The sequence below is a fragment of the Hongsoonwoonella zoysiae genome (assembly GCF_013266695.1).
Classification (GTDB): domain Bacteria; phylum Pseudomonadota; class Alphaproteobacteria; order Rhizobiales; family Stappiaceae; genus Hongsoonwoonella; species Hongsoonwoonella zoysiae.
Map to the genome: position 1 here is coordinate 892840 of NZ_JABRXF010000001.1, position 21177 is coordinate 914016.

The following is a 21177-nucleotide window of genomic DNA, read 5'->3' on the forward strand; positions in this document are numbered from 1 at the left end:
CGCAACGTAATTTTCGAATTTTCTAAAATTTAAGATATGGTTTACATGTCGATTCGATCAATCATTTCATGATGTTAGGTTGTATTGCCTTCGAATTTCCGGATATGGCGTAACCCTCAGGTTGCCAGCGTCGAAGGGTCGACATTGCCTCCACATACCAGCACGCCCACCCTTTCGCCGGGCTGCGGCCGGTAGGCGTTGGAGATGAGCGCGGCAAGGGCCGTCGCACCTCCGGGCTCGGCGGCGATTTGAGCTTCCAGCCACAGGCGCGACTGCGCCTCGGCGATGGCATCGTCGCCAACCAGGACCACGCGGTCGATCTTCTCCTTGCAGATCGCATGGGCAAGGTCGCCGCAGCGCTTTGCGCCAAGGCTGTCGGCGGCGATGCTGTCCACGTCGACATCGACGGGACCTCCCGCGTCGAGCGCGGCCTGCAGCGCACATGAGCCGACAGGCTCTACTCCCACGACCTTTACCTTGCCGTCGAACCACGCCGCGATGCCGGAAATCAACCCTCCGCCGCCCACCGCCACCAGAACCGTGTCGAGATCCGGCTCCTGTTCGCCCCATTCAAGGGCGACGGTGCCCTGGCCCGCGATCGTTTCCACCGCATCATAGGCGTGAATGTCGATCGCGCCCGTTTCCTCGCGGTGTCGCCTGCAGGCTTCGGCGGCATCGGCATATCGCTTGCCGCTCACGTGAAGGTTCGCTCCGAAACTCCGGATCTTGGCGATCTTCGGTGCAGAAGATGTCTCGGGGACGAAAATGTCGGCCCGCTTGTCGAGGGCCCGTGCGGCGAACGCGACGGCAGCTCCATGATTGCCGCCGGATGCGGCGGCGACGCCAGCGGCCGGTATTTCGCGCGACAAAAGGTTGTTGAAGGCGCCGCGCGCCTTGAAGGAGCCCGAATGCTGGAAAAGCTCAAGCTTCAGGGACAATGATCTGTCGAGGCCGAAAGAGCCCGCGCCTGACTCCATGACCGGCGTTCGGCGGACATGCTGGCGAACACGGTCATGGGCGGCTGCAATATCATCCGGGGAGACAAGCATATTCGAACCTCGCGATGTTTGCAGGATCAGCCGCCGGCCATCTCCAGAACGGCGCGCCACAGCAGATTGAGCGCAAGGACCGTCATAACGAGCTTGAAGCCCTTGCGAAACGTTTCATCCTTCATGGATGTCAGAAGTCTGCTTCCGAACAACGTCCCGAGGAAGCCGCTCGCGATCATCGCCGTGATAAGCCCGAGCCAGGGCGCGAAGGCGAAACCGAGCAAACCGAAGGTAATGATTTTGAGGACGTGCATGGTAAGCGCGGTGACCGCCTGCGTTGCTACGAAGCCGTGCCGGGAGAGACCGAGTTTCGACAGCACGGCCCCGCCGATCGGGCCGGCGGCGCCGAAAAACATGCTGAGCGCCGTCGCGATGAAACCCGTTGCCGCGATAACCCGTTTAGGCGCTTCGTGAAAGCGGGGCACCTTTCCCCAAAGCATCCAGAGGATGAAAAGCCCGATCCCCAGCCGCAGGACGGGCGCGGGCAGCTCTACCGCAATCGACCCGCCAATGGCGGCTCCCGCGATGGCGCCGGCTGAAAACCAGGCAAGGATCGCCCAGTCGACATGGCGTATCTGCACGATCGCGCGGCCCGCGTTGGAGCCGATCTGTACCGCACCGTGCACGGGAACTAGCGCGGCAATTGGCATCAGGTTGGCCATGATGGCGATAAGGGCCGCGCCTCCGCCAAGGCCGAGTGCCGCCGTGAGGGCTGAGGTGAAGAAACTTGCGAATATCAGGAAGGATCCGACGACAGGGGAAATGCTATCGGGAAGGAGAAGGCCCATCAATGCGTCCATGTAATGCGAAGCGTCTATCCGTTCCCGGAAGCCAGAGGTTTCGTCATCGTCATCGTGTCGTTGAAATACCCAAGCCGCTCGTAGAATGCGCGGCCTCGTTCGTTGTTCGCGAAGACGGCGAGATTTGCGAGGCGGTATCCCTGTTCGGCCGCCGATGCCTCGAACGCCCCGACAAGCGCACGCGCCGCGCCCTCGCCTTCCGCTTCTTGCGTTACCGCCAGCAGGCTCAGGTGCGCTGTGGGTTCGCCGGTCACCTCGTCCGGGCGTTCCTCCGCTCCCGCGAATCCGCGGCGCGTCCCGCCTGTGTCTTCTGCAATGAGAAGCAGACGGTCTTCCGGCTTCTTCGCCAGAAATGAAGCGATATAGCGGTTCTGGAATTCGATCAGCTCGTCGCCCGTGTACCAGGCAAGCCCGGCAACGCGCGCAAGACGCTCCGACAGGCTGAAGATGAAGCTGCGATCGTCATCGTCGATCTCGCCCACCTCGCGGATCGTGATTTTGCTCTCGTCGCTGTCGGACATGAAATTCTCATCGGTTGGCGGGCCCGGCGGGCTTTGCCCGCCGGGATATGCTTTCGCCTGCGACAAGGCTTACTTCGCGGCGAGCGCTGTCTCGACGAGCTTCACCCAATAGGAGCAACCGACGGGGATCAGCTCGTCGTTGAAGTCATAGGCCGGATGGTGAAGCATGGCGCTGTCGCCGTTGCCGGCGAAGATGAAGGCGCCGGGGCGCTCCTCCAGCATGAAGGCAAAGTCCTCGCCGCCCATCGTCGGCGGAACGTTGAGTTCCACGTTCTCCTCGCCGACGATCTGGGCGGCGATGGAGGCGGCGAATTCCATCTTCTCGGCGTTGTTCACGGTCACCGGATAATCACGGCGGTAGTTTACCGTCGCAGTCGCGCCGTAAGCTTCAGCCACAGAGGTCGCGATGCGCTTGACGCGCTCCTCCGCCATGTCGCGCATCTCGGGGGTGAGCGTGCGGACGGTGCCGCGCAGCGTGGCCGTCTGCGGGATCACATTGTCCGTGAAGCCTGCGTTGAACATGGTGATGGACACGACGACGGATTCAAGGGGATCGGCATTGCGGCTTGCGATGGATTGCAGCGAATTGATGATCTGGCTCGCAACCAAGATCGTGTCGATGCCTTCATGCGGCTTCGCGGCGTGGCAGCCCTTGCCCTCCACCTCGATCGTCAGCCGGTCTGCTGCCGCCATCAGCGGACCGGGACGGATCGCGAAGGTTCCCACCGGCGCGCCGGGCATGTTGTGCATGCCGTAGACTTCCTGGATGCCGAACCGCGTCATCAGGCCGTCGTCGATCATGGCCTTGGCGCCCGCGCCGCCCTCCTCGGCCGGCTGGAAGATGACGACCACGGTGCCGTCGAAGTTGCGCGTCTCGGACAGATATTTGGCAGCCCCCAGAAGCATCGCGGTGTGGCCGTCATGGCCGCAGGCGTGCATCTTGCCAGGCACCGTCGAAGCGTAAGGCTTGCCGGTGATTTCCTCGATCGGCAGGGCGTCCATATCGGCGCGCAGGCCGATCACCTTGCCGGATGCGTCCGACTTTCCCTTGATAACGCCGACGACACCGGTCTTGCCGATGCCGGGGACCACTTCGTCGAGGCCGAAAGCCTTGAGCTTTTCCTCCACCAGTGCCGCAGTGCGGTGAACATCGTAGAGAAGCTCCGGATTGGCGTGAATGTCCCGGCGCCATTCGGTGATTTCTTCGGAAAGATCGGCAAAACGATTTACGATCGGCATTGCGGTCCTCTGGTGTTTTTTGGGTTCCGCCCGCGAATATGGGTCGGGCGAGAGGGCAGGAAAGCACGTATCTCATGCGGAATGGCCCATAGGCGCAAGTCCCGTATCATCATATTTTTAGGAAGTACATCCGGCGGTGATGCGGGAGCGAACGGGCCACCTAGCTCACGAATTTGAAAACGCTCGTCTTTTTGATTTCGGCATCTTCCAGGGAACGGATTACCTCGATCTCGTAGGTCGCGAGCCCCACAAGCCGCTCCTTTGGAAGATAAGACCGGCCGGGATCGCCGATATAAACGGGCACGCCGCGCTTCAAAAGCCTGTCGAGGAAGGCGACGACACGCTCCGCCATCGGTTTTTCATAAAAGACATCGCCGCAGAACATCACATCCGCTTCCGGGATGTCGCCTTGCGTGACATCCGCAAAGGTCGTTTCCAGACGAATGCCGTTGAGTTCGCCGTTCAACTCGATCGCGGCAATGGCATAGTCGTCGATTTCGCTGGCCGTTACCTTTGCCGCCCCCGCCTTGGCCGCCGCGATCCCGACGAGGCCGGACCCGGCCGCGAAGTCGAAGACACGCTTGCCCGCGACGATATCCGGATTGTCCAGGATGTAGCGGGCAAGCGCTTGCCCGCCCGCCCAGGCGAACGCCCAAAACGGCGGCGGCAGGCCCAGGGCGCCCAGTTCCTCTTCGGTCTTTTCCCAAAGCGCCATCGCCTCGTCGGCAAGGTGAAGCCGGATCTCGGGCGCATTCGGAACGGGAAGGATGGCCGTTTCGGCCTTTATGAAGCTTTTTCGGTCAGTGTGGACCGGGGTCAAGGATCGACCCCGCCCATCTCGCAGACGATCTTCCATTCCTCTTCCGTCACGGGCTGGACGGAAAGCCGCATGCTGGTGACGAGCGCCATGTTCTCAAGGCGCGGCTCGGCTTTCACCGCTGCTAGGGAAACCGGCTTTGGCACGTCCTTCACCGCCTTGATGTCCACACACTCCCATCGCGGATCGTCGGTCGTGGGGTCGGGGTGGGCAAGCGCGCAAACCTCGACGATGCCGACGATCTCCTTGCCCTCGTTGGAATGGTAGAAGAAGCCACGGTCGCCAAGCTTCATGGCGCGCATGTTGTTGCGCGCCTGATAGTTCCTCACACCGTCCCAGGGCTCGCCTTCCTCGCCTTTGGCCTTCTGCATTTCCCAAGACCACTTGAAGGGCTCGGATTTGAACAGCCAGTATTGCACGGGCCTTACGCCTCCGGATTCTTGATGGCCCAGTTCCAGGGCCGGATCTCGACGCTTTCGAAAAGGCCCGCGCGTGCATAGGGGTCTTCCTGCGAAACGGCGAGCGCCTCGTCGCGGTTTTCCGCTTCTATGACCACGAGAGAGCCGGTCATGTTTCCTTCGTCGTCGAGGAAGGGGCCGGCGGCCTTCAGCCGATTGCCCATGGCCTTGAGGAATTCGAGGTGAGCCTCACGGTTGTCCTTGCGGATTTGAAGCGCATGCGGTTTGTCGGTGCAGATGAGTGCGTAAAGCATCTTCGGGTCTCCTTTTCGCGCGGGAGGTTAGGGCGGGCTCGCGCCAAAGACAATCGCGGAATGGAGGCCCACTTTCAAATCGGCCACATACCGCCTGGATGTCAGTCGGTTTCGCGTTTCAGCGGGCGCGTCATCAGGCTGGCCAGCGCCGCATCGAGGTCGATCTTTTCACGCAATACGGCATCGACAGCCGTTGAAAGCGGCAAGTCGACGCCTTGGCTCTTGCCGAGGTCTACGGCAACACCGGCAGTAAAGACGCCCTCGGCAAGCTTGCCGCCCGACATAAGGTTTTTGACGGGTTTTCCGCGCCCGAGTTCGAGCCCGAAGGCGAAATTGCGCGATTGCGCGGAAGAACAGGTGAGGACGAGATCGCCGAGACCGGAAAGGCCCGTCAGCGTATCGGGCCTTGCGCCAAGCGCGGTACCAAGACGCGTCATCTCCCGGAAGCCCCTTGCGGTAAGAGCGGCTTGCGCGCTTGCGCCCCAACCACGGCCGACGACGGCTCCGCAGGCGATCGCCAAAACATTCTTCAACGCCCCGCCGATCTGAACGCCGATGACGTCCGTCGAGGCGTAGGGGCGGAAGCTTTCCGAGGCGAGTGCGGCCGAAAGCGCATCGGCGATCTCCCCTTTCCCCGCGGCAACGGTTACGGCTGTCGGCAGCTTTTTCGCGACATCATCGGCGAAGCTCGGCCCGGACAAGACGGCAGGCATTGCTTCGGGCAGGCAGTCGGAAAGAACGTCGGCCAGAAGCGCGCCCGTCGAGCGTTCGATACCCTTGGCACAGAGAACGACGGGCGTGTCCGGATTGATCGATGAAGAAAGCGCCTTTGCCATTTCACGGGTTGTCTGCGCCGGAGTGGCGAGCAGGATCGTATCGCAGCCTGAGACAGCTATGGCGAGATCGCCCGTTGCCGAAAACGGCGCGTCGAATGTCACGCCCGGCAGGTAGGCCGGGTTGGACTGCGTCCCGTTAATCGCGGAGATCGTTTTTTCATCGCGCGCCCACAAGATGACGTCCCGGCCGGCACGCGCGGAAACGAGGGCGAGTGCCGTACCCCACGCCCCGCCGCCGAGCACGGCGATTTTCCGAAGTTCCCTCATGGTCATTCGCCAATCCGTTTGCGGATTATGTCGAGAGGCTCGGCGAAGCCCGCGAAGAAGAGCGAGGGATTACGCGCCGTGTCCGAATGAAGGTCGATCCAGAACAGGCGGAAGCGGATCGGGTCGCCACCGGCGGACGGGCTCATCTCGTAGTGCTCCCATTCTTCGCGTTCGATGCGGGCCGTGCTGCCATGATAGAGCCTGCGCCGGTGCAGGTCTCGGCCTGCCGCATTGTCGAAGAAGACATCCTGATCGATCAGCGGGTCGAGTGCCGAAGTCAGGACGAGCCCGGTTTCTTCCATAAACTCCCGGCGCGCGCCGTGCAGGTAGCTTTCGCCGGGATCGATCGTCCCGCCCGGAACCTGAAGTCCTATCTCCGGTTCGTCAGGTTGGGAGAAGACCAGCAGCCGGGTTCCGCAGGTCAGGTAGACATAAGCCTTGTGTTTCAGGCCGAAAGGCGGGGATGGCGGCGCGTTCAGGACCACGCCGTTCATGTATCGCTGGTCCATCAGGCCTTCGCCCCTTTCCGTCCAGAACCGAGTAGCGCGTCCGCTCTTGAATCCAGCGGCCAGCGTGGTCTCGGGCCGACGCGGCTGTCGTCCACCGGGCCGAGACGAAGGCGCTCTACACCGACCCAGCCGATCATCGCGGCATTATCCGTGCAAAGCGCGTGCGGCGGGGCGACGAGCCTTGCGCCCGTTTCCCTTGCCAGTTCCGTCAACCGTTCGCGGATCGCGCTGTTCGCCGCGACACCGCCGGCAACCACGAGCACGGGCGGCTTGCCCGGATGATCCTCGCAAAAGATGTCGAGCGCGCGGCGACTTTTTTCATGCACTACATCAGCGACCGCCTGCTGGAAGGCGGCGCAGAGATCCGAAACGGCCTGGTCCGAAAGCGGGGCGGAGTTATAGGCCGCGGTCCTCACCGCTGTCTTGAGGCCTGCGAACGACATGTCCACGCCCGCCCGGTCAAGCATCGGACGCGGGAGCGGAAAGCGCGAAGCGTCGCCGGACTTCGCGGCCGCCTCGACAGCGGGTCCGCCCGGATAGGAAAGCCCCAGAAGCTTCGCCGTCTTGTCGAATGCTTCGCCGATGGCATCGTCGATCGTGGTTCCGATACGCCGGTAATCCCCCACGCCGTTGACCATGAGAAACTGGGTATGGCCGCCTGAGACAAGCAGCAAGAGATAGGGGAAAGCGAGGCCGTCCGTCAGCCTAGCCGTCAGCGCGTGGCCTTCCAGATGGTTGACGGCGACAAGCGGCTTGTTCGCGGCTGCGGCAATTGCGCGCGCCGTCAACAGGCCGACGATGACGCCGCCGATCAGGCCCGGACCAGCCGTCGCCGCGACCGCATCGATATTCTCCCAGCGGACATCGGCATCCCGCATTGCGGATGCCACGATCCCGTCAAGAATATCGATATGGGCGCGAGCCGCGATTTCCGGCACCACGCCGCCGAATTCCGCATGTTCGGCGACTTGCGAGCGGATGACATTCGATAGAATTTCGCCCGGCCCGGAACCTGTTCCGCGCACGACCGCCGCCGCCGTCTCGTCGCAGCTCGTCTCGATGCCGAGCACTGTGAACGTCCGCGACGTGTCGCTGGATCCGTTTTCGGGCGCATTGGCCAAGGGCTTGAGAGTGTCTATCATCATCGTCCGCAATTTTTAATTTCGCCTATCATCAGGACCGCGATCCTTGCAAACGAAACATCCCGAAAAGACGATCCGCATAGGCACGCGCGGCAGCCAGCTTGCGCTTGCCCAGGCTCATGAAACCCGCTCGCGCTTGATGGAGGCGCATGGCCTTCCAGAAGACAGATTCGAGATCGTCGTCATCAAGACATCCGGCGACATGATACAGGACCGGCCGCTTTCCGAAGTCGGCGGCAAGGGGCTTTTTACCAAGGAAATCGAGGTCGCGCTGCTCGACGGTTCGATCGATCTCGCCGTTCACTCCTCGAAGGATATGCCGACCGTTCTGCCCGACGGGCTGGAAATTTCGACGTTCCTGCCGCGCGAGGACGTTCGCGATGCCTTCATTTCGCCTAAGGCGGCGACGCTTTCCGATCTCCCCGAAGGCGCGGTCGTCGGTTCGTCTTCCTTGCGCCGGCAGGCAATGATCCGCCGCCTGAGGCCCGATATTTCGGTCGTCACCTATCGCGGTAACGTACAGACGAGGCTGAGGAAACTCGAAGAAGGCGAGGTCGACGCCACCTTGCTTGCCGCCGCCGGTCTGAACCGGCTTGGGCTTGGCGATGTGGTGACCTCACTGCTTGAGACGGACGACTTCCTTCCCGCCGTCGGTCAGGGCGCGATCTGCATTGAAACGAGGCGGGACGACCGCGAAACGCTTGATCTGCTCAGCGCAATCCACGACCGGGAGACGGAAATCTGCCTGCTTGCCGAACGGGCGTTTCTCAAGGAACTCGACGGCTCCTGCCGCACGCCGATCGGCGGGCTCGCGCGGTTTGAAGGCGGCAAAGTCAGCTTCCGGGGCCTGATATTGAAACCGGATGGGCGCGAGGTTCACGAGACCTCGCGCGAGGGTGCCGCTGAGGATGCGGCTGCCCTTGGCGCCGATGCCGGGCAGGAACTGAAGGCGCGCGGCGGGCCGAATTTCTTTGCGCATTGAGGAGGTTGAGTGCGGCTTCTTGTCACCCGGCCCGAGCCTCAGGCTTCGAAAACAGCGGCAAGGCTGCGCGCGCTGGGCCATGATGCCGTCGTGGCGCCCTTGCTGGAAGTGGAAGCGATTGTAAACGCGGAAATACCGTGTTCCGGTATTGCTGCCGTGGCGGTAACGAGTGCCCGCGCGATTGATGCCGTATTGTGCCGCGATGAGTGGAAGTGTTTGAGGGATCTGCCGGTTTTTGCAGTCGGCGAGAAATCCGCAAGGGCCGCGAAGGACGCTGGTGCCGCCAATGTCGCCACAGGTCGGGGAACGGTCGGCGATCTTGCCGCCTTGATAGGCGGATCGGGCGTTGGCAGTACGGTGCTCTATTTGGCCGGACGGGAGAGGAGCGGCGATCTTGGCGGAAAACTAGCGGCCTTCGGGATCGACTGCCGCACGGTCGAGATTTACGCCGCAAACGTAGCGTCGGAGCTGCCGGATGATGTCTCGACCGGCCTTGAGACGGGCGGGATCGATGCGGTTCTGGTCTATTCCCGACGCTCGGCGGAGACTTTCGAGCGATTGACCAACATCTTGAAAATACGCCGCAATTTCAAGGCGTTCTCGATCTCGAAGCAGGCCGGTGAACCGCTTGCGGGGCGATTTGAGGTCATCACGGCGCGAGAGCCGAACGAAGAGGCGCTCTTCGCGCTTCTGCCGCCGCCGTGCTAAAGAACGAAGTGGAATCGAATTCGGGTTTCGCGATAAAGCGTTATCCGGCCGGTCGCGTTTCAGGAGGAAGAGTCTATGGCAGCCGACAAGGGCAAACCGGGCAAAACCCAGGGCTCCGGGCAGCAAGGTTCAGGATCGTATTCCGGCAGCGCGCGCAAACCGGTGACGATCGACCTGGAGGCCAGCGAGGTTAAAAAAGCGGCCAGCGAGGTAAAAGAGAATTCCAAAAAGGGAGATGAGAAATCCTCCCGTGGCACTTCTCCCTCGCCTGAAGCGAAGGCCGGGACCTCGCAATCCGGCCAATCGCAGACGGCCTCCGCCGGCAAATCCGGGACAGGGCCTTCCGCCAGCGGCAAGACGCAGGACACGAAGCCCGAGGGCGCGAGGGAAATGGCAAAGCCTTCCGAGGCAAAGGGCTCTGCCTCTCCCGCGTCCACGGCGAGCGCAGGTGCGGCAACGGCTTCCGCCGGCAAGGATACGCCAGGGCCAGCGGCCGGGGATAAGGCGGAGAAGCCCGCCGGCGCCAAAACCGCCACTTCCTCCACCAAACCGGACGAGAAATCCGCCGCCGCATCAGGCGCGAAACCCGGTGCGGACACCACGGCCAAGCCGGAGGACAAGACGATAGGCGCTCCTGCCGCTTCCGCACCTCCTCCGCCGAAGGCGGAACAGAAAGCGGAGCAAAAGGAAGGCGCCGGCTTCGGCAAGCTGATCGCCGCCGGCGTCATCGGCGCCGTCCTGGTTGCCGGTGGCGGCTACGCCATGAACCTCGCCGGAATACTGACCGTTTCCGGTCAGGGAGCCTCAGACGAATTGCGCGCAGCGCTTGAAGCCGCGCAAACGCGGGTGGAAACGCTTGAGAACCGCCTTGCTGAGCTCGCCCAATCGGCGGCATCGGGTGGCGCGGCGGGCGATGCCGTGAGCGCGCTTGAGGCCCGTCTCTCCGCCCTTGAGGACAGTGCCGCAGCCGCAGGATCGGAAGCAAGCCAGGCTGTTTCGGGCGAAATCGAAGACCTGAAAACCGGCCTTGCGGAGTTGCGCCGCTTCGTCTCCTCGGGAACTGCCGGGGAAAGCGCCGGCCTTGCGGCGCTGGAAAAGCGGCAGCAGGAAACAGAGGCCGCCCAGGCCGAAATATCCTCGCGGCTCGATACGGTCGCTTCCGAACTTGAGCCGCTTAAGGCGCTGCCGGCCCAGATCGAAGCTCTTGGCGCGAGCATCGACGAGCAGGCGAAGACCACCGCCTCCCTCTCTCAGACGCTGAATACGGCGACCGAAACGTCAAGGCAGGCGCTTGCGATCGTTCAGGAGAACGTGGCGGCCCTGCAAGCCGATATCGCGGAAGTGAATGCGCGGCTTGGACCGATCGAAAGCCGGCTCGGCGATGCAACGGCACGCGAGACGGCGGCGCGCGCCGTCGCGGTTTCGTCGCTCGCCGCCGCTGTCGATGAGGGGCGCCCCTATGAAACGCAGCTTGCCGCGGTCAAGGGTGTGCTCCCCGGCGATACCGATCTTGCCGCCCTCGAAGCGCATGCGGCAGACGGCCTGCCCACGCGCGCGCGCCTGGCAGCGCGGTTTCCGGCAGTCGCACGCGCGATGACGGCCGCGCTCGACCAGCCACAAGGCGATGATCTGGTCGATTCGTTCCTGGCGAATGCCCGCTCGCTTGTCAGCGTACGCACGCCGGGCGAAAGCGACGAGGCAACACCTTCCGCCGCGCTCGGGCGGATGGAGGCGCGCGTCCAGGCGGGCGACTTCAAGGGCGCGATCGAAGCCTACGGCGCGTTGCCCGAAGAGGTGCAGGCGGCGGGTGCGGACTGGGTGGCTGCGGCGAAAGCGCGGGTTGCGGCTGACGAGCTGGTCGCTAAGGTAACGGACAGTGTCCTCAAAGAGCTGGCCAAATCCGGCAGTTGAAGCGAAGTCTGACGGTATAAGAACAGCCATTCCGTAAAGTTGGCAGGGAAGTGCGCGATGGGCAGGAGAGCTCAGTCATGATCCGGGTATTGATCTTCATGGGCGTCGTATTCGCCCTTGCGCTGGGCGCTGCCTGGGTCGCGGAGCGGCCCGGCATCATCTCTCTCGACTGGCAGGGCTACAGGATCGAGATGGGCGTCATGACGGCGCTGGTCATCATCGCCGCCGCCTTCGCCGTCGTGCATCTGTTATGGGGCGCCTTGCGTACGGTGCTGCGTTCGCCGGACATCGCCGCGCGTTTCTGGCGCCGCCGCAAGAAGGACCGCGGCTACGACGCCCTTTCCAAGGGGCTTGTGGCGCTCGGCGTCGGCGATGCGCCGTCGGCCAAACGATATGGCGCGGAAGCCGCGAAACTTCTGAAGGGAGAGCCGGCGGCGAAGCTGTTGCTTGCCCAGACCGCGCAGCTTTCAGGCGACCGCGAGGAAGCGCGCAGGCGCTTTGAGGATATGCTGGAGGACCCGCGCCTCAAGGCCGTGGGCCTGCACGGGCTCTTCATCGAGGCGGAGCGCCTGGACGAGCCGGTCGCCGCGCGCCACTACGCCGAGGAAGCGGCCGAGCTGGTGCCGGGCCTGCCCTGGGCCGGGCGGGCCGTGCTCGGTTACCAGGCGATGGGCGAGGACTGGGAGAAGGCGCAGCGCACGCTGGAGCGCAACTACGCCGCCAGGCTCATCGACAAGAAGACCTTCCGCCGCCACAAGGCCGTCATCATGACCGCGCGCGCGATGGAGCTGGAGGACCGGGAGCCGGACCACGCGCGTCAGCTTGCTTATGAAGCGCATGGCCTCGCGCCCGATCTCGTTCCCGCGGCCGCCCTCGCTGCAAGGCTCTTCACGCGGCGCGGTGAAATCCGCAAGACGCTAAAGATCGTCGAGACCACGTGGAAGGCGAAGCCGCATCCCGATCTGGCGGAGGCCTACGCCCACGCACGAACCGGCGATTCCGCGCAAGACCGTCTTGCCCGCGTGAAGTCGCTCGCCGCGTTGAGGCCCAACAGCACGGATGGCGCGCTCGCCGTGGCCACGGCCGCGATCGAGGCGTCGGATTGGGGGCTCGCGCGCGAAAAGCTCGCCAGTGTTCTGCGTTCAAATCCGGCGCGGCGCGCCTGCCTGTTGATGGCGGAACTGGAGGAAAAGGAAAACGGCGACAGAGGCCGAGTGCGCGAATGGCTTTCGCGCGCGGTGCGCGCGCCGGCCGACCCGACCTGGGTGGCGGATGGTATCGTTTCCGACGAATGGGCGCCGGTCTCGCCGCTGAGCGGGCGTCTTGACGCCTTCGAGTGGACGGAGCCGCCTGCCGCCCACCCGGAGGACGAGTTGGAGACGATCGACGAAAGCCTGCTTGCAGCCTTGCCGAGCCTGCCGGAGAAGAAGCCGGAGCCGGTGGTGAAACCGCGCGTCGAAACGCCTGCGGAATCGGAAGCGGAAACAAAGCCCGCGCCCGAGCCTGCGAAGGACGCTCAACCCGGGCCAGCCGAAAGCGCGGCCGCCGAAAAGGAGCCGGCGGAAGCCGAAATCATCGCTCCTGAAAAACCGGCGGCACAGGGTGTTGAGGCGAGGCCCACAAACAAGGCCGAGGCTGGCGAAGCTTCGGGCGATGGCGCCAGGCGCGACAAGGCGGAGGCCGGGAAGGTGGAGACGATCGACTTTCCGCTGAAGCACATGCCGGACGATCCGGGCCCGGAGGAAAAGGAAGAAACGGCTGCGAAAGGCGGCTTCCGGTTCTTCAATTAGGGCAGGCGAATCCTTGCGGTTCGTTCGAATCCAGCCTTTCGGTCGTCTTCGCCCGGGTGAAGACCCCCGATCTTCACGGGCGCGGGCCACTTCTGTCCGGTAAAGATATTCCCATGGGATTTTGCACGGAGCTCGCTCCTTCTCCAGCGTCGCCCCGGCCTGCGAGCGGGGTCCAATTACGGTTCAACATGCGAGGGCGGCATCGATTTCAGCAGGAAATTTCCGCGAAAAATTCGATATTCCAAAGTATTTGGTGAAGTGGGTTGGATCCCGGATCAAGTCCGGGATGACGCCGAGTGTGAGGCATATGGCCTGTCATCTTCGAAAGCCCTGCAGCCCCGAATACAAAGATCGTGAGCTTGGCGAGCCGCGTCCCATTTCGGCATGAACCTCAGTTCCATCGCTCAGTGGAAGCGAATTCTCGATGGTCTCTGGCCCAGATCCGATGGGGCGCTTCGGCGAACCGGCCGAAAACGGAGAACTTTCGGCTTTGTGGATTGGACCTTCGATCAGGCCAGGGCGATGGCGCCGTTAGGCTGCTGGCGCCCCGTCATGGAAAGTTCTCCTGCCCGCGCATCCACAAGCGGAATTCGCGCATCAAACCCTCTTGCGTTGCCGGGCCGCCTCGGCTATCAAGCGGTCACTTCGGCATCGGCGGGGTTCTCCGCCGCTTGCCTCGCCGACATGCGATAGATCGGCCTGCTTGTCAGGTTGGAACAGAATGATCGCTTGGCGAAAATCGACACATAGCGGGGCAACCTTTGCCCTCGCATCTGGTAGGCCGCATTAGCTCAGTTGGTAGAGCACGTCATTCGTAATTAGCGGGTCTGATTGCGAAAGCCGTTCAAAGCCAATGGGTTGGCGGCCTGAGGGAAAACATAGTAGGGCGATAGTAGTTGCCCTGCGCTTGGTAAGCCGCTTTAGCTCAGTTGGTAGAGCACATCATTCGTAATGATGGGGTCGCGTGTTCGAGTCACGCAAGCGGCACCACTTCCCAGGTTAATTGACGATGTGTAGCGCCCCCGCTGCCTCCCCGTTTGCATTCTGGCTCAGTAGGTCCCATTGAGCGGGTTGGATAAACTGCCGTGGAGGCAGAATGACCCAGCCATCGATATGGTCACCAACCGCAACGAAATCACCCGCCGCAACACTCAGCGCCGTCAACGCACAGACGAAGGCCGCTCGGTCGTCATGGTTGAAGATGCCGCTTGGATCGGTGGCGAGATGCCTTCCTGGAAGACAGTGCTCAATCAGCGATTCTAGGCCGCCACTTACTGCAAGATGTTGGAAAAATGTGTCTGATCGGTCACCTCTACGCGCGGCGAGGGCCCTAGGATCGCTTATCATTAAGCCGAGGAAAGAACTCGGGAAAGCCTCGACCAGAGCCTTAGTGTCGATCGCAACACCGTGCTGTGCGTCCCGCACATCGCCATGTGCAACAACATGGCGAACGCACTCGTTGGCATGATGGTTCAGCAACTTGCCAATCGGCGCGCTGGATTGTCCCGGTTTGCCGATCAACGGACGCAAGCGTCGAGTCAGCATCCGCTCGGCAGTCCGATAGCGACCTATGATATCGAAGCCCTGGCGCAATGGACCGTCGAAGGCTGCAACTGTGATCTGGTGATCGCCGGCAATCTCAGCAATAGCCCGCTCGCGTTCTGGTTCACATGCTCGGAACCGAATGATCTCCCATGAAACGAGTGAGCTGGTCCAATTGAGTCTACAGATCGCGCTTGATCGGCGTGTCGGTGAACAACCGACGTCGATGCCGATAACTGAGCCATCCGTTTCGACCATGTCTTTTTTCTCGCCGTGGGCCATTTGACACGACACTAGCATAGATATGTCACAGGCGTCGTCTGATGGCCTTTCGCACCCGATACCAATAGGTCTGCTCCGCGCCGTCGCAGCGATACCACGCGCGCTCATGGCGGGCGAAAGCCTCAAGCTCCGGATCGGGATAGGTGGCGATGATATCGTCAGCAACGCGGGCGATATCATCGGCGGGGATCAGCCTCGGCCTGATGGCTTCGGTCCATACCAGCCGCAATGCGAGGGCGATGAAGACGAGCGCCTGAACGCTGAAAAAGGCCAGCATCGACCAAGAAAAGAACTGCAGGAATATGTCCCACATCGTACCGCCCCTATTGAAGTTCGGTGTAGCCTATAGTCAACATTTCTGAATCGAAAGCAAAATGAGACTCATTGTCCGTGGGCTTATCGTCTGCAACGCGTGCCAATGGCGCGCATGGAAGACGTGCGCGCGATACTTGCCAGGAACATCAAGGCAGCCCGAAAACGGTTGAACTTGTCGCAGGAAGACCTTGCCGCGCGGGCGGAGATCGACCGCACCTATGTCTCCGGGATCGAGAGGCAGGTCAGGAACCCCACGATCACCGTGGTTGCGAAATTCGCTGAGGCGCTCGAAACGACAACGTCGGACCTCTTAACCGGCTAGTCCCGATGACTTGCGCGGGCCGGAAAACGCCCAACTATGACCCTCACGTGCAGCAAAACCAAAGCCGCCGCACATAACCCCTTCGCGCGGGGCCTCAGAGCGCCCCACAGGCGCGCTACGGCGGGTTAGCCAGCAAGTTATACCAAACCGCGCTCCTCGGACGTCTGAGGCTGCTCTGCGCGTTGCCCGGCACCATCCGGTATGCCAACCCAAAACGCAGCGAGCGGCATCGCCTATCGCCCTTGTAACTTGTAACCGTAACTTAAGGTCCGAAAGGTCTGAGGATGACAGGGGGAGTAGCGCACTCCCCCGGCCCTATGGCGTGCCGCAAAAAGGTCGCCGGGCTTGTGTTGGCGTTACGGGTTACACCCCGGTCGGGGCAAGGCGGGTTCAAAACGGCGAATCCTCTTCCGAGGCGGAATCGCCTATGCGGAACAGAGTCACGACACCGTTCTCGACCCGCCTCGCCAGCCATTCGGTCTTGCGCTCCTCTTGGGTGCCTTTGGCGAAGCCTCGCCGTTGGGTCTTCTCCCGCTGCGATAGATCGTGGAGGCGGTTGGTTTTCTCCTCCCAGCCCAAGCGGTCCATCTCGGCCTTGATCCGCTGCACTTCAATGGGCGACATGCGACCGCCTTCGAAGCCGAGGAGGAGCTTGACGCTGTCCATCGAGACCCGGCCGGTTTTGCCTGCGAACCAGTCACTCAGCACGGTCGCGAACGCGTCTTCGATCAGCCGCAGATCGGTCAATTCGCTTGCCGCCTCCCAGAGGGGTTCGGACAAGACGATGGACTCGCCCGCCGCCTCGCGCGCGGCGGCTTCCGCCCAGAGCTGGTCGACGTTCTCGCGCAGCTTGTCCAGTTGCACTCTTCCAGCACTGACAGGCCAGAATCGCCGGTTTCCCGTCTGGTCGAAAAGGTACTTCTGGTCGTTGGTGCTGCCGATGATGACGCACTGGCGCGGGTAGGTTTTGGCATCCCGGCCATAGGCCCGGCGATACTTGTCGCGGCGGGTCGAGAGGAACCGCTTCAACTCGTGTGTGGAGGCCTTGCGAATGCCGTCCATCTCTTGCACCTCGACGACCCAGGACCCGGCCAACTGCTCCGCCTTGGTCTTGTCGTCGCTGCGGAGGCTCAAGCTCCCGCAGAACCACTCGTCGCGGATGGCAAGGATTTCCGCGAAACTCGACTTGCCCGTTCCTTGGTTGCCCTCGAAGACGAGCATGGTGTCGAACTTCACGCCCGGCTGCCTGACCCGCCGCACCCCTGCGATCAGGAACTTAGCGCCGAACTCCCGATTCAGTTCGGTGTCTTCGGCCCCTACATAGTCGCGGAGCATGTTATCGAGGCGCGGCGTGCCATCCCATACAAGACCGTCGAGATAGTCGATGATGGGGTGGTAGGCTTGCTCATGGGCGATGGCGACGATCTCGCTCTTTATCGCCGCTACCGATGCCTTGAATTGCAGGTCCAACTGAAACCGACTGCCGAGAACGTCGGCGATATCGTTCAAGTCGCGACCCTCTAATCCGAATCCTTCGACATCGTTCATGAACGAGAACGCGTTGCGCCGCACTTCGATGCCGAGACGGGCCAGCGCATAGCGAATGTTGGCAGGGTGATCCTTCACGGGCTGGAACTTGTCGTTCACCTCTGGCCAGTCCTCGCGCCGCGCCTCGATCATCATGAGCGCCCGTGCAATCTGGCGTTGGCCATAACGCAAGGCGTTCGGCTTTTCGCGCACATGCGCGCCGATGGCATAGGCAGGATCGAGCAGAATCGAGAGCGCGTGACCGGGTTGCACTCCGTTCGCAAGCATCCAGGAGAGGCTAGCAATCATGCGTTCTGACCGGGATGGATAGACCTTCCCTGGCGGATCGTCGCCAGTGACGATCACCTGCACCCATTTCAAGTCGGATGGGATGATCTCCCAAAGGTCGTCCGGCAGCGGAAGCGGCGTGATCTCGGTGGGTTCCACCGTCGTCGACCCGGCCTTGGCCGGTGGAGCCGCCTTCTCCTTCAGTACGGGAAGTTGAAAATCTTCTATGCGGTAAATCTTTGCCGTCGCAATGTAGGTCATGGCTTTGTCATCCAGAACGAGAGTGCGGGTTCGCGACCGGCTTCGCGCTTCTGTGCATTTAGCCAGTTAACGGTTCCAGGCAGGCGCAGAAGACGATCGGCGTTATGCGTGCCGGGGCCGCCTAGGAGAGCGATCAGAAGCCGCTTGTTGAGGTCTTCTGCGACAACGACTTCGACCGGCTGATCGAGTTTCCAGATAGCTTGGTAGCCACCACCGGTGAACCAGACGGCCGTCGGCTCGGGCACGCCCTTGGGACGCTCTTTGCGTTCAAGCAACAAGCCGATGATCCGGCTTTGCTGCTCGTCGAGCGTCCCGGGATAGTCCTTGCAATCCAGATCGGCATGCAGGAACTGCGCATGCGAGAGGTTGTCTTTCCGGCGCTTGCCGGAAAGAAACTTGGCATTGGGCAGGAAGTAGAGGTTTCGCCTCAACTCCTGCCCGTTGTTCGCCTCGACGAATTTCTTGAACGATGCGGGGTCACTCGCGGGATAGGTTTTGGCGACGGGGCTTGGCGGTCCCTCGCTGTTCATGCGCTCCAGATAGTATGGCCCATCCGGAGCGATGAACTGCGAGAATGCCCATGCCTCGTCCGTCTTGGGCTTAAGCACCTCACTCATTGCCTGCACCCTTCGGATTCTGCTCCTGCGAGGCCAGCCAGCGTTCGACATCTTCGAGCCGGTAGAGGATTTTCCCGGCCCGATTGCCGGACGCGATGCGGATGAATTGCGGGCCGTATCCGTAGATGCGGCCCTTCTCAAAGAAGCTCGCGCTCAGCCCGGTGACGTCCGGCAGTTGCTTGGTGGTGAGGTATTTCCGGGAGTTTGGTTGCATATCTGCCTCCTTGGGTTGATGCCCTTGGAGGGTGCCGATTCAGGCAGGTCAGCCGGCATCGCCGTTATTCGGTTCTGTTTCAGGCCGATAAGCTGGCACATTGCGCGCAACGCCCTTCAGCCGCGACAAGGGGACGTCGACGTTCAATCGCTTAGTGAGGCTGACATAGACGTCCTCCACCCAGGGAGTGATTCTGGTCTGCCGCTCCGCCTCGAAAATGATCCGCGTGCCGCCGCCCTTCTCGGAGTGCCAGAAACGCTGGCTGTGAACGCAGAACGCTTCCAGCCAGTCTGGGATAGGACGGTTGCCGACCCGACCTTCCAACTGCTCGATTTGCACCAGAATGTGCATCGCTTGCCCGAGCATTTTCATGAGCGCCGACGTTTCTCGCTTGGGGTCGAAGTGGGCCAGCAACGTGTCGGCGGTGGCGTCTGAGCGAATGTCGAAGATCGCTGCCGACAATTCATCGACCTTCTGTATGGCCTTCTGGAACTTCGCCGCCGCTTCCTTGTACGGCGTCAGGTCGGAAGGGACCGTCACAAACCGGCCGTCGATCCGAATGCCGGAGTAGCCCTGGATGATGAAGGCGGCTTCGGCCAGATACCGGAAATGCCGGTCGCGATCCTCGAAGCCGTAGTTTTCCACAATGCGGTCGTTGACGTCGCCCAGCGAAGGAAACCAGTTCTTATCGTGAAGGTGGGCGATTCCGTCTTCCTGATCGAAGTTTAGCATCTGGATTGGCGGATTTTCATCGGAGTGCGACATGGTCGGTTGCCTTCTGCGTCTTCACTGCAATCTGCACCCGGATGGCCGTTCGGCCAAGCCACCGATCCGCCCTAAAGCCACGTCGGGACACCCCATTCCGCGAGTTCGGCGCACAGGCGCTCGACCGCCTCGGTTTTAAGCGCCTCCTCGATTGGATCGCTCGCCATCGCATGGGCATTGCCACGCGTCCGGTAGAGGTCGCAAAGGCGGCGAGCGATGGCCTGAATTTCCTTGGGCGCGATACAGCCCATGACCTCTCGTGCCGCCGCTTCGGCCAGTTGGGGGATGGATCGCATCGGCTTCGCGGTCGTCGCGCAAGGCGACACCAAAGCGGCTATCTCGGCATAGCAGGCATCCTGCCGGCGCTCGCTCGCCATAAACTGGAGCGCCCTATCCAACTCCCGCTCCGTTGGCGTGACAGGGCCCAAGAGAGCAGCTAAGGCAGCCTCCATCCGCAGCCGTTGTTGCCCGTTGGTCTCCGGCGTGGTGTGCGCCTCGATGATCGCCAGAAGGAGGCGTTCGAACATCGTGTCGCCGCACGGGCGGAAACGGTCAGCCCTCGGCATCGACCAACTCCAGAATGCGCGCCGCAACCTGCTCCACCGGCCCGCGCAAGCGCTCCGCATTCACGACGATATAGCCGCCCGTGACGTCGCCGTTGGCGCGATGGTTCAGCAGGCGCTTGAGCGCGTAATAGGGAACGTCAAGGCTTTCAGCGATGGTGATGAACGTGCGCCGCAGATCGTGCAGCGTAAAGCTGACGCCCGAACCGGCGCTGACGCGGAGCAGGAATTTCTTGGTTTCCATCAGGTGCCCCTGCTTGCCGGGGCCCGGAAACACGAATGGCGACCCGCCCGCCTGCTTCTTTCGCTCTGTCAGCAGGTCGGTGAGGAAGCCCGACAGGGGCAGGTTCAGCGGATCGCCGTTCTTCGTCTTGGGCAGGTGCAGCGTCCGCGCGTTCAGGTCCACGTTGTCCCAGCGTAGCGCCATCAGTTCGCCCCGGCGCATGCCGGTGAACAGTGCCGTGAGCAGGAAATCGCGGGCATAGTCCGGCTCGACCATCACCGCCTTCCACCACATGGGAAGGTCTTGGGCGGTCACCACCGTCTGCCGCCGCTGTTCGCGGTGCCATGCCCGCGCCTGTGTCAAAATCTGCACCGGGTTCGGTGGGAACTCATCATGGGTCGCGGCGGCGAAATTGTAGACCGACCGCAGATGGCGCATGACATTGTTGGCGGTGGTCTTGCCAACTTCCGCCGAAAGCTCCTGATGGCGCTTGAGCACCATCTGCCGGGTGATGGAATTGATCGGCTTCTTGCGCCACGCCTTGAGGTACAGCTTCGCGGTGCGGGTGTAGTTGTTGACCGTATACGGCGACAGATGAGGACGCGCGGCAAAGAAGCTGTCGAACGCGTCGGCCAGCGTAACCTTGGCCTCGACCTGTTGCTTCTTTTCGGCATTGGGATTTCGTCCCTCGGCCATCTCGCCCAAGAGCGCGAGCGCCTTCTTGCGGGCGACTTCCGGCGCGAACACATCGGCCCGGCCGATGGTGACGCGGCACGTTTGCCGCTGCACCTGACCCTCCGCGAAATAGACCTTGGACCGGCTGCCGACCCGAAGGCCGAAGCCGGAAAGCAGCGTGTCGCGATAAAAGACCTGACCGCTGTCCGGGTGGGGAATGTCGTCGATAGTACGGCGTGTAAGACGTAAGCTAGGCATTGAGACCTCCTGTTGGCCTCAACTCCAAGTAGCGCAATTAAT

23 protein-coding genes, 1 tRNA gene and 1 pseudogene are annotated in these 21177 nt (G+C 62.2%); 6 read left to right on the forward strand and 19 right to left on the reverse strand.

Annotation, left to right across the window (positions count from 1 at the left end):
- Positions 1-116: 116 nt before the first annotated feature.
- From HPQ64_RS04150 to tsaD, 10 genes are all read right to left on the reverse strand, one after another.
- Positions 117-1049, reverse strand: a complete 933-nt coding sequence (locus HPQ64_RS04150; RefSeq protein ID WP_172887099.1) for a threonine/serine dehydratase — start codon at positions 1047-1049, stop codon at positions 117-119.
- A 26-nt stretch (positions 1050-1075) separates the two neighbouring features.
- Positions 1076-1837, reverse strand: coding sequence for a sulfite exporter TauE/SafE family protein (locus HPQ64_RS04155; RefSeq protein WP_210260082.1), 762 nt, complete (start codon positions 1835-1837; stop codon positions 1076-1078).
- Between the two features lie 26 nt (positions 1838-1863).
- A complete protein-coding gene (locus tag HPQ64_RS04160; protein ID WP_172887101.1) occupies positions 1864-2370 on the reverse strand; it encodes a GNAT family N-acetyltransferase in 507 nt (168 codons plus the stop codon).
- A 69-nt stretch (positions 2371-2439) separates the two neighbouring features.
- On the reverse strand, positions 2440-3609 hold the full coding sequence (locus tag HPQ64_RS04165) for a M20 aminoacylase family protein (protein ID WP_172887102.1): 1170 nt from the start codon (positions 3607-3609) through the stop codon (positions 2440-2442).
- Between the two features lie 160 nt (positions 3610-3769).
- Complete coding sequence (locus HPQ64_RS04170; RefSeq protein ID WP_172887103.1) at positions 3770-4465, reverse strand: class I SAM-dependent methyltransferase; 696 nt, start codon at positions 4463-4465, stop codon at positions 3770-3772.
- A complete protein-coding gene (locus HPQ64_RS04175) occupies positions 4426-4845 on the reverse strand; it encodes an EVE domain-containing protein (protein ID WP_172887104.1) in 420 nt (139 codons plus the stop codon). The genes HPQ64_RS04170 and HPQ64_RS04175 overlap by 40 nt, the downstream gene beginning before the upstream one ends.
- A gap of 5 nt (positions 4846-4850) precedes the next feature.
- On the reverse strand, positions 4851-5138 hold the full coding sequence (locus HPQ64_RS04180) for a YciI family protein (protein ID WP_172887105.1): 288 nt from the start codon (positions 5136-5138) through the stop codon (positions 4851-4853).
- 101 nt (positions 5139-5239) lie between these two features.
- Positions 5240-6241, reverse strand: a complete 1002-nt coding sequence (locus tag HPQ64_RS04185) for an NAD(P)H-dependent glycerol-3-phosphate dehydrogenase (protein WP_172888500.1) — start codon at positions 6239-6241, stop codon at positions 5240-5242.
- Positions 6242-6243: 2 nt separating this feature from the next.
- Positions 6244-6750: an NUDIX hydrolase gene (locus HPQ64_RS04190; protein WP_210260084.1), complete on the reverse strand. Its 507-nt coding sequence runs from the start codon at positions 6748-6750 to the stop codon at positions 6244-6246.
- The gene (tsaD, locus tag HPQ64_RS04195) at positions 6750-7895 is read right to left on the reverse strand and encodes a tRNA (adenosine(37)-N6)-threonylcarbamoyltransferase complex transferase subunit TsaD (protein ID WP_425483792.1); all 1146 of its coding nucleotides are present in this window, start codon (positions 7893-7895) and stop codon (positions 6750-6752) included. Before tsaD ends, HPQ64_RS04190 begins: the two co-directional genes overlap by 1 nt.
- Positions 7896-7938: 43 nt before the next feature.
- Between tsaD and hemC the strand changes: the two genes are divergently transcribed.
- From hemC to HPQ64_RS04220, 5 genes are all read left to right on the forward strand, one after another.
- Positions 7939-8874: a hydroxymethylbilane synthase gene (hemC, locus tag HPQ64_RS04200; RefSeq protein WP_210260085.1), complete on the forward strand. Its 936-nt coding sequence runs from the start codon at positions 7939-7941 to the stop codon at positions 8872-8874.
- A 9-nt stretch (positions 8875-8883) separates the two neighbouring features.
- On the forward strand, positions 8884-9582 hold the full coding sequence (locus HPQ64_RS04205) for a uroporphyrinogen-III synthase (RefSeq protein WP_172887107.1): 699 nt from the start codon (positions 8884-8886) through the stop codon (positions 9580-9582).
- A 75-nt stretch (positions 9583-9657) separates the two neighbouring features.
- Positions 9658-11493, forward strand: coding sequence for a COG4223 family protein (locus HPQ64_RS20840; protein ID WP_246270273.1), 1836 nt, complete (start codon positions 9658-9660; stop codon positions 11491-11493).
- Positions 11494-11570: 77 nt separating this feature from the next.
- Positions 11571-13283 (forward strand): heme biosynthesis protein HemY, encoded by a 1713-nt coding sequence (locus HPQ64_RS04215; protein ID WP_172887108.1) that lies wholly within the window; start codon positions 11571-11573, stop codon positions 13281-13283.
- Positions 13284-14197: 914 nt separating this feature from the next.
- Positions 14198-14273: transfer RNA gene (locus HPQ64_RS04220), tRNA-Thr, on the forward strand.
- Positions 14274-14282: 9 nt separating this feature from the next.
- Here the strand turns inward: HPQ64_RS04220 and HPQ64_RS04225 are convergent.
- A complete protein-coding gene (locus HPQ64_RS04225; RefSeq protein WP_172887109.1) occupies positions 14283-15083 on the reverse strand; it encodes a hypothetical protein in 801 nt (266 codons plus the stop codon).
- Positions 15084-15132: 49 nt separating this feature from the next.
- On the reverse strand, positions 15133-15420 hold the full coding sequence (locus HPQ64_RS04230) for a hypothetical protein (RefSeq protein ID WP_172887110.1): 288 nt from the start codon (positions 15418-15420) through the stop codon (positions 15133-15135).
- A 105-nt stretch (positions 15421-15525) separates the two neighbouring features.
- Here HPQ64_RS04230 and HPQ64_RS04235 point away from each other — a divergent pair, with 105 nt between their 5' ends.
- Positions 15526-15744, forward strand: coding sequence for a helix-turn-helix domain-containing protein (locus HPQ64_RS04235; RefSeq protein ID WP_172887111.1), 219 nt, complete (start codon positions 15526-15528; stop codon positions 15742-15744).
- Between the two features lie 390 nt (positions 15745-16134).
- Here the strand turns inward: HPQ64_RS04235 and HPQ64_RS04240 are convergent, their stop codons facing one another.
- The 7 genes and pseudogenes from HPQ64_RS04240 to HPQ64_RS20325 all read right to left on the reverse strand — a co-directional run.
- Complete coding sequence (locus tag HPQ64_RS04240) at positions 16135-17820, reverse strand: virulence-associated E family protein (protein ID WP_172887112.1); 1686 nt, start codon at positions 17818-17820, stop codon at positions 16135-16137.
- Positions 17817-18437: a DNA-primase RepB domain-containing protein gene (locus HPQ64_RS04245; RefSeq protein WP_172887113.1), complete on the reverse strand. Its 621-nt coding sequence runs from the start codon at positions 18435-18437 to the stop codon at positions 17817-17819. Before HPQ64_RS04245 ends, HPQ64_RS04240 begins: the two co-directional genes overlap by 4 nt.
- Positions 18430-18651, reverse strand: a complete 222-nt coding sequence (locus HPQ64_RS04250) for a helix-turn-helix transcriptional regulator (RefSeq protein ID WP_172887114.1) — start codon at positions 18649-18651, stop codon at positions 18430-18432. Before HPQ64_RS04250 ends, HPQ64_RS04245 begins: the two co-directional genes overlap by 8 nt.
- Positions 18652-18699: 48 nt before the next feature.
- Positions 18700-19383: a hypothetical protein gene (locus tag HPQ64_RS04255; protein WP_172887115.1), complete on the reverse strand. Its 684-nt coding sequence runs from the start codon at positions 19381-19383 to the stop codon at positions 18700-18702.
- Positions 19384-19487: 104 nt separating this feature from the next.
- Positions 19488-19943 (reverse strand): hypothetical protein, encoded by a 456-nt coding sequence (locus tag HPQ64_RS04260; RefSeq protein ID WP_172887116.1) that lies wholly within the window; start codon positions 19941-19943, stop codon positions 19488-19490.
- Between the two features lie 25 nt (positions 19944-19968).
- Entirely contained in the window at positions 19969-20838 is an 870-nt protein-coding gene (locus tag HPQ64_RS04265; RefSeq protein ID WP_425483809.1) for a tyrosine-type recombinase/integrase, read from the reverse strand.
- Between the two features lie 30 nt (positions 20839-20868).
- A pseudogene (locus HPQ64_RS20325) lies at positions 20869-21135 on the reverse strand (integrase arm-type DNA-binding domain-containing protein); the annotation flags it as partial.
- Positions 21136-21177: the final 42 nt, after the last annotated feature.

Excerpts from the sequence above, each read along its gene's own strand:
- HPQ64_RS04150 (WP_172887099.1), bottom strand. The coding sequence starts at position 1,049 with ATGCTTGTCTCCCCGGATGATATTGCAGCCGCCCATGACCGTGTTCGC.
- HPQ64_RS04155 (WP_210260082.1), bottom strand. The coding sequence starts at position 1,837 with ATGGGCCTTCTCCTTCCCGATAGCATTTCCCCTGTCGTCGGATCCTTC.
- HPQ64_RS04160 (WP_172887101.1), bottom strand. The coding sequence starts at position 2,370 with ATGTCCGACAGCGACGAGAGCAAAATCACGATCCGCGAGGTGGGCGAG.
- HPQ64_RS04165 (WP_172887102.1), bottom strand. The coding sequence starts at position 3,609 with ATGCCGATCGTAAATCGTTTTGCCGATCTTTCCGAAGAAATCACCGAA.
- HPQ64_RS04170 (WP_172887103.1), bottom strand. The coding sequence starts at position 4,465 with ATGGAAGATCGTCTGCGAGATGGGCGGGGTCGATCCTTGACCCCGGTC.
- HPQ64_RS04180 (WP_172887105.1), bottom strand. The coding sequence starts at position 5,138 with ATGCTTTACGCACTCATCTGCACCGACAAACCGCATGCGCTTCAAATC.
- HPQ64_RS04185 (WP_172888500.1), bottom strand. The coding sequence starts at position 6,241 with ATGAGGGAACTTCGGAAAATCGCCGTGCTCGGCGGCGGGGCGTGGGGT.
- HPQ64_RS04190 (WP_210260084.1), bottom strand. The coding sequence starts at position 6,750 with ATGGACCAGCGATACATGAACGGCGTGGTCCTGAACGCGCCGCCATCC.
- tsaD (WP_425483792.1), bottom strand. The coding sequence starts at position 7,895 with ATGATGATAGACACTCTCAAGCCCTTGGCCAATGCGCCCGAAAACGGA.
- HPQ64_RS20840 (WP_246270273.1), top strand. The coding sequence starts at position 9,658 with ATGGCAGCCGACAAGGGCAAACCGGGCAAAACCCAGGGCTCCGGGCAG.
- HPQ64_RS04215 (WP_172887108.1), top strand. The coding sequence starts at position 11,571 with ATGATCCGGGTATTGATCTTCATGGGCGTCGTATTCGCCCTTGCGCTG.
- HPQ64_RS04225 (WP_172887109.1), bottom strand. The coding sequence starts at position 15,083 with ATGGTCGAAACGGATGGCTCAGTTATCGGCATCGACGTCGGTTGTTCA.
- HPQ64_RS04230 (WP_172887110.1), bottom strand. The coding sequence starts at position 15,420 with ATGTGGGACATATTCCTGCAGTTCTTTTCTTGGTCGATGCTGGCCTTT.
- HPQ64_RS04235 (WP_172887111.1), top strand. The coding sequence starts at position 15,526 with ATGGCGCGCATGGAAGACGTGCGCGCGATACTTGCCAGGAACATCAAG.
- HPQ64_RS04240 (WP_172887112.1), bottom strand. The coding sequence starts at position 17,820 with ATGACCTACATTGCGACGGCAAAGATTTACCGCATAGAAGATTTTCAA.
- HPQ64_RS04245 (WP_172887113.1), bottom strand. The coding sequence starts at position 18,437 with ATGAGTGAGGTGCTTAAGCCCAAGACGGACGAGGCATGGGCATTCTCG.
- HPQ64_RS04250 (WP_172887114.1), bottom strand. The coding sequence starts at position 18,651 with ATGCAACCAAACTCCCGGAAATACCTCACCACCAAGCAACTGCCGGAC.
- HPQ64_RS04255 (WP_172887115.1), bottom strand. The coding sequence starts at position 19,383 with ATGCTAAACTTCGATCAGGAAGACGGAATCGCCCACCTTCACGATAAG.
- HPQ64_RS04260 (WP_172887116.1), bottom strand. The coding sequence starts at position 19,943 with ATGTTCGAACGCCTCCTTCTGGCGATCATCGAGGCGCACACCACGCCG.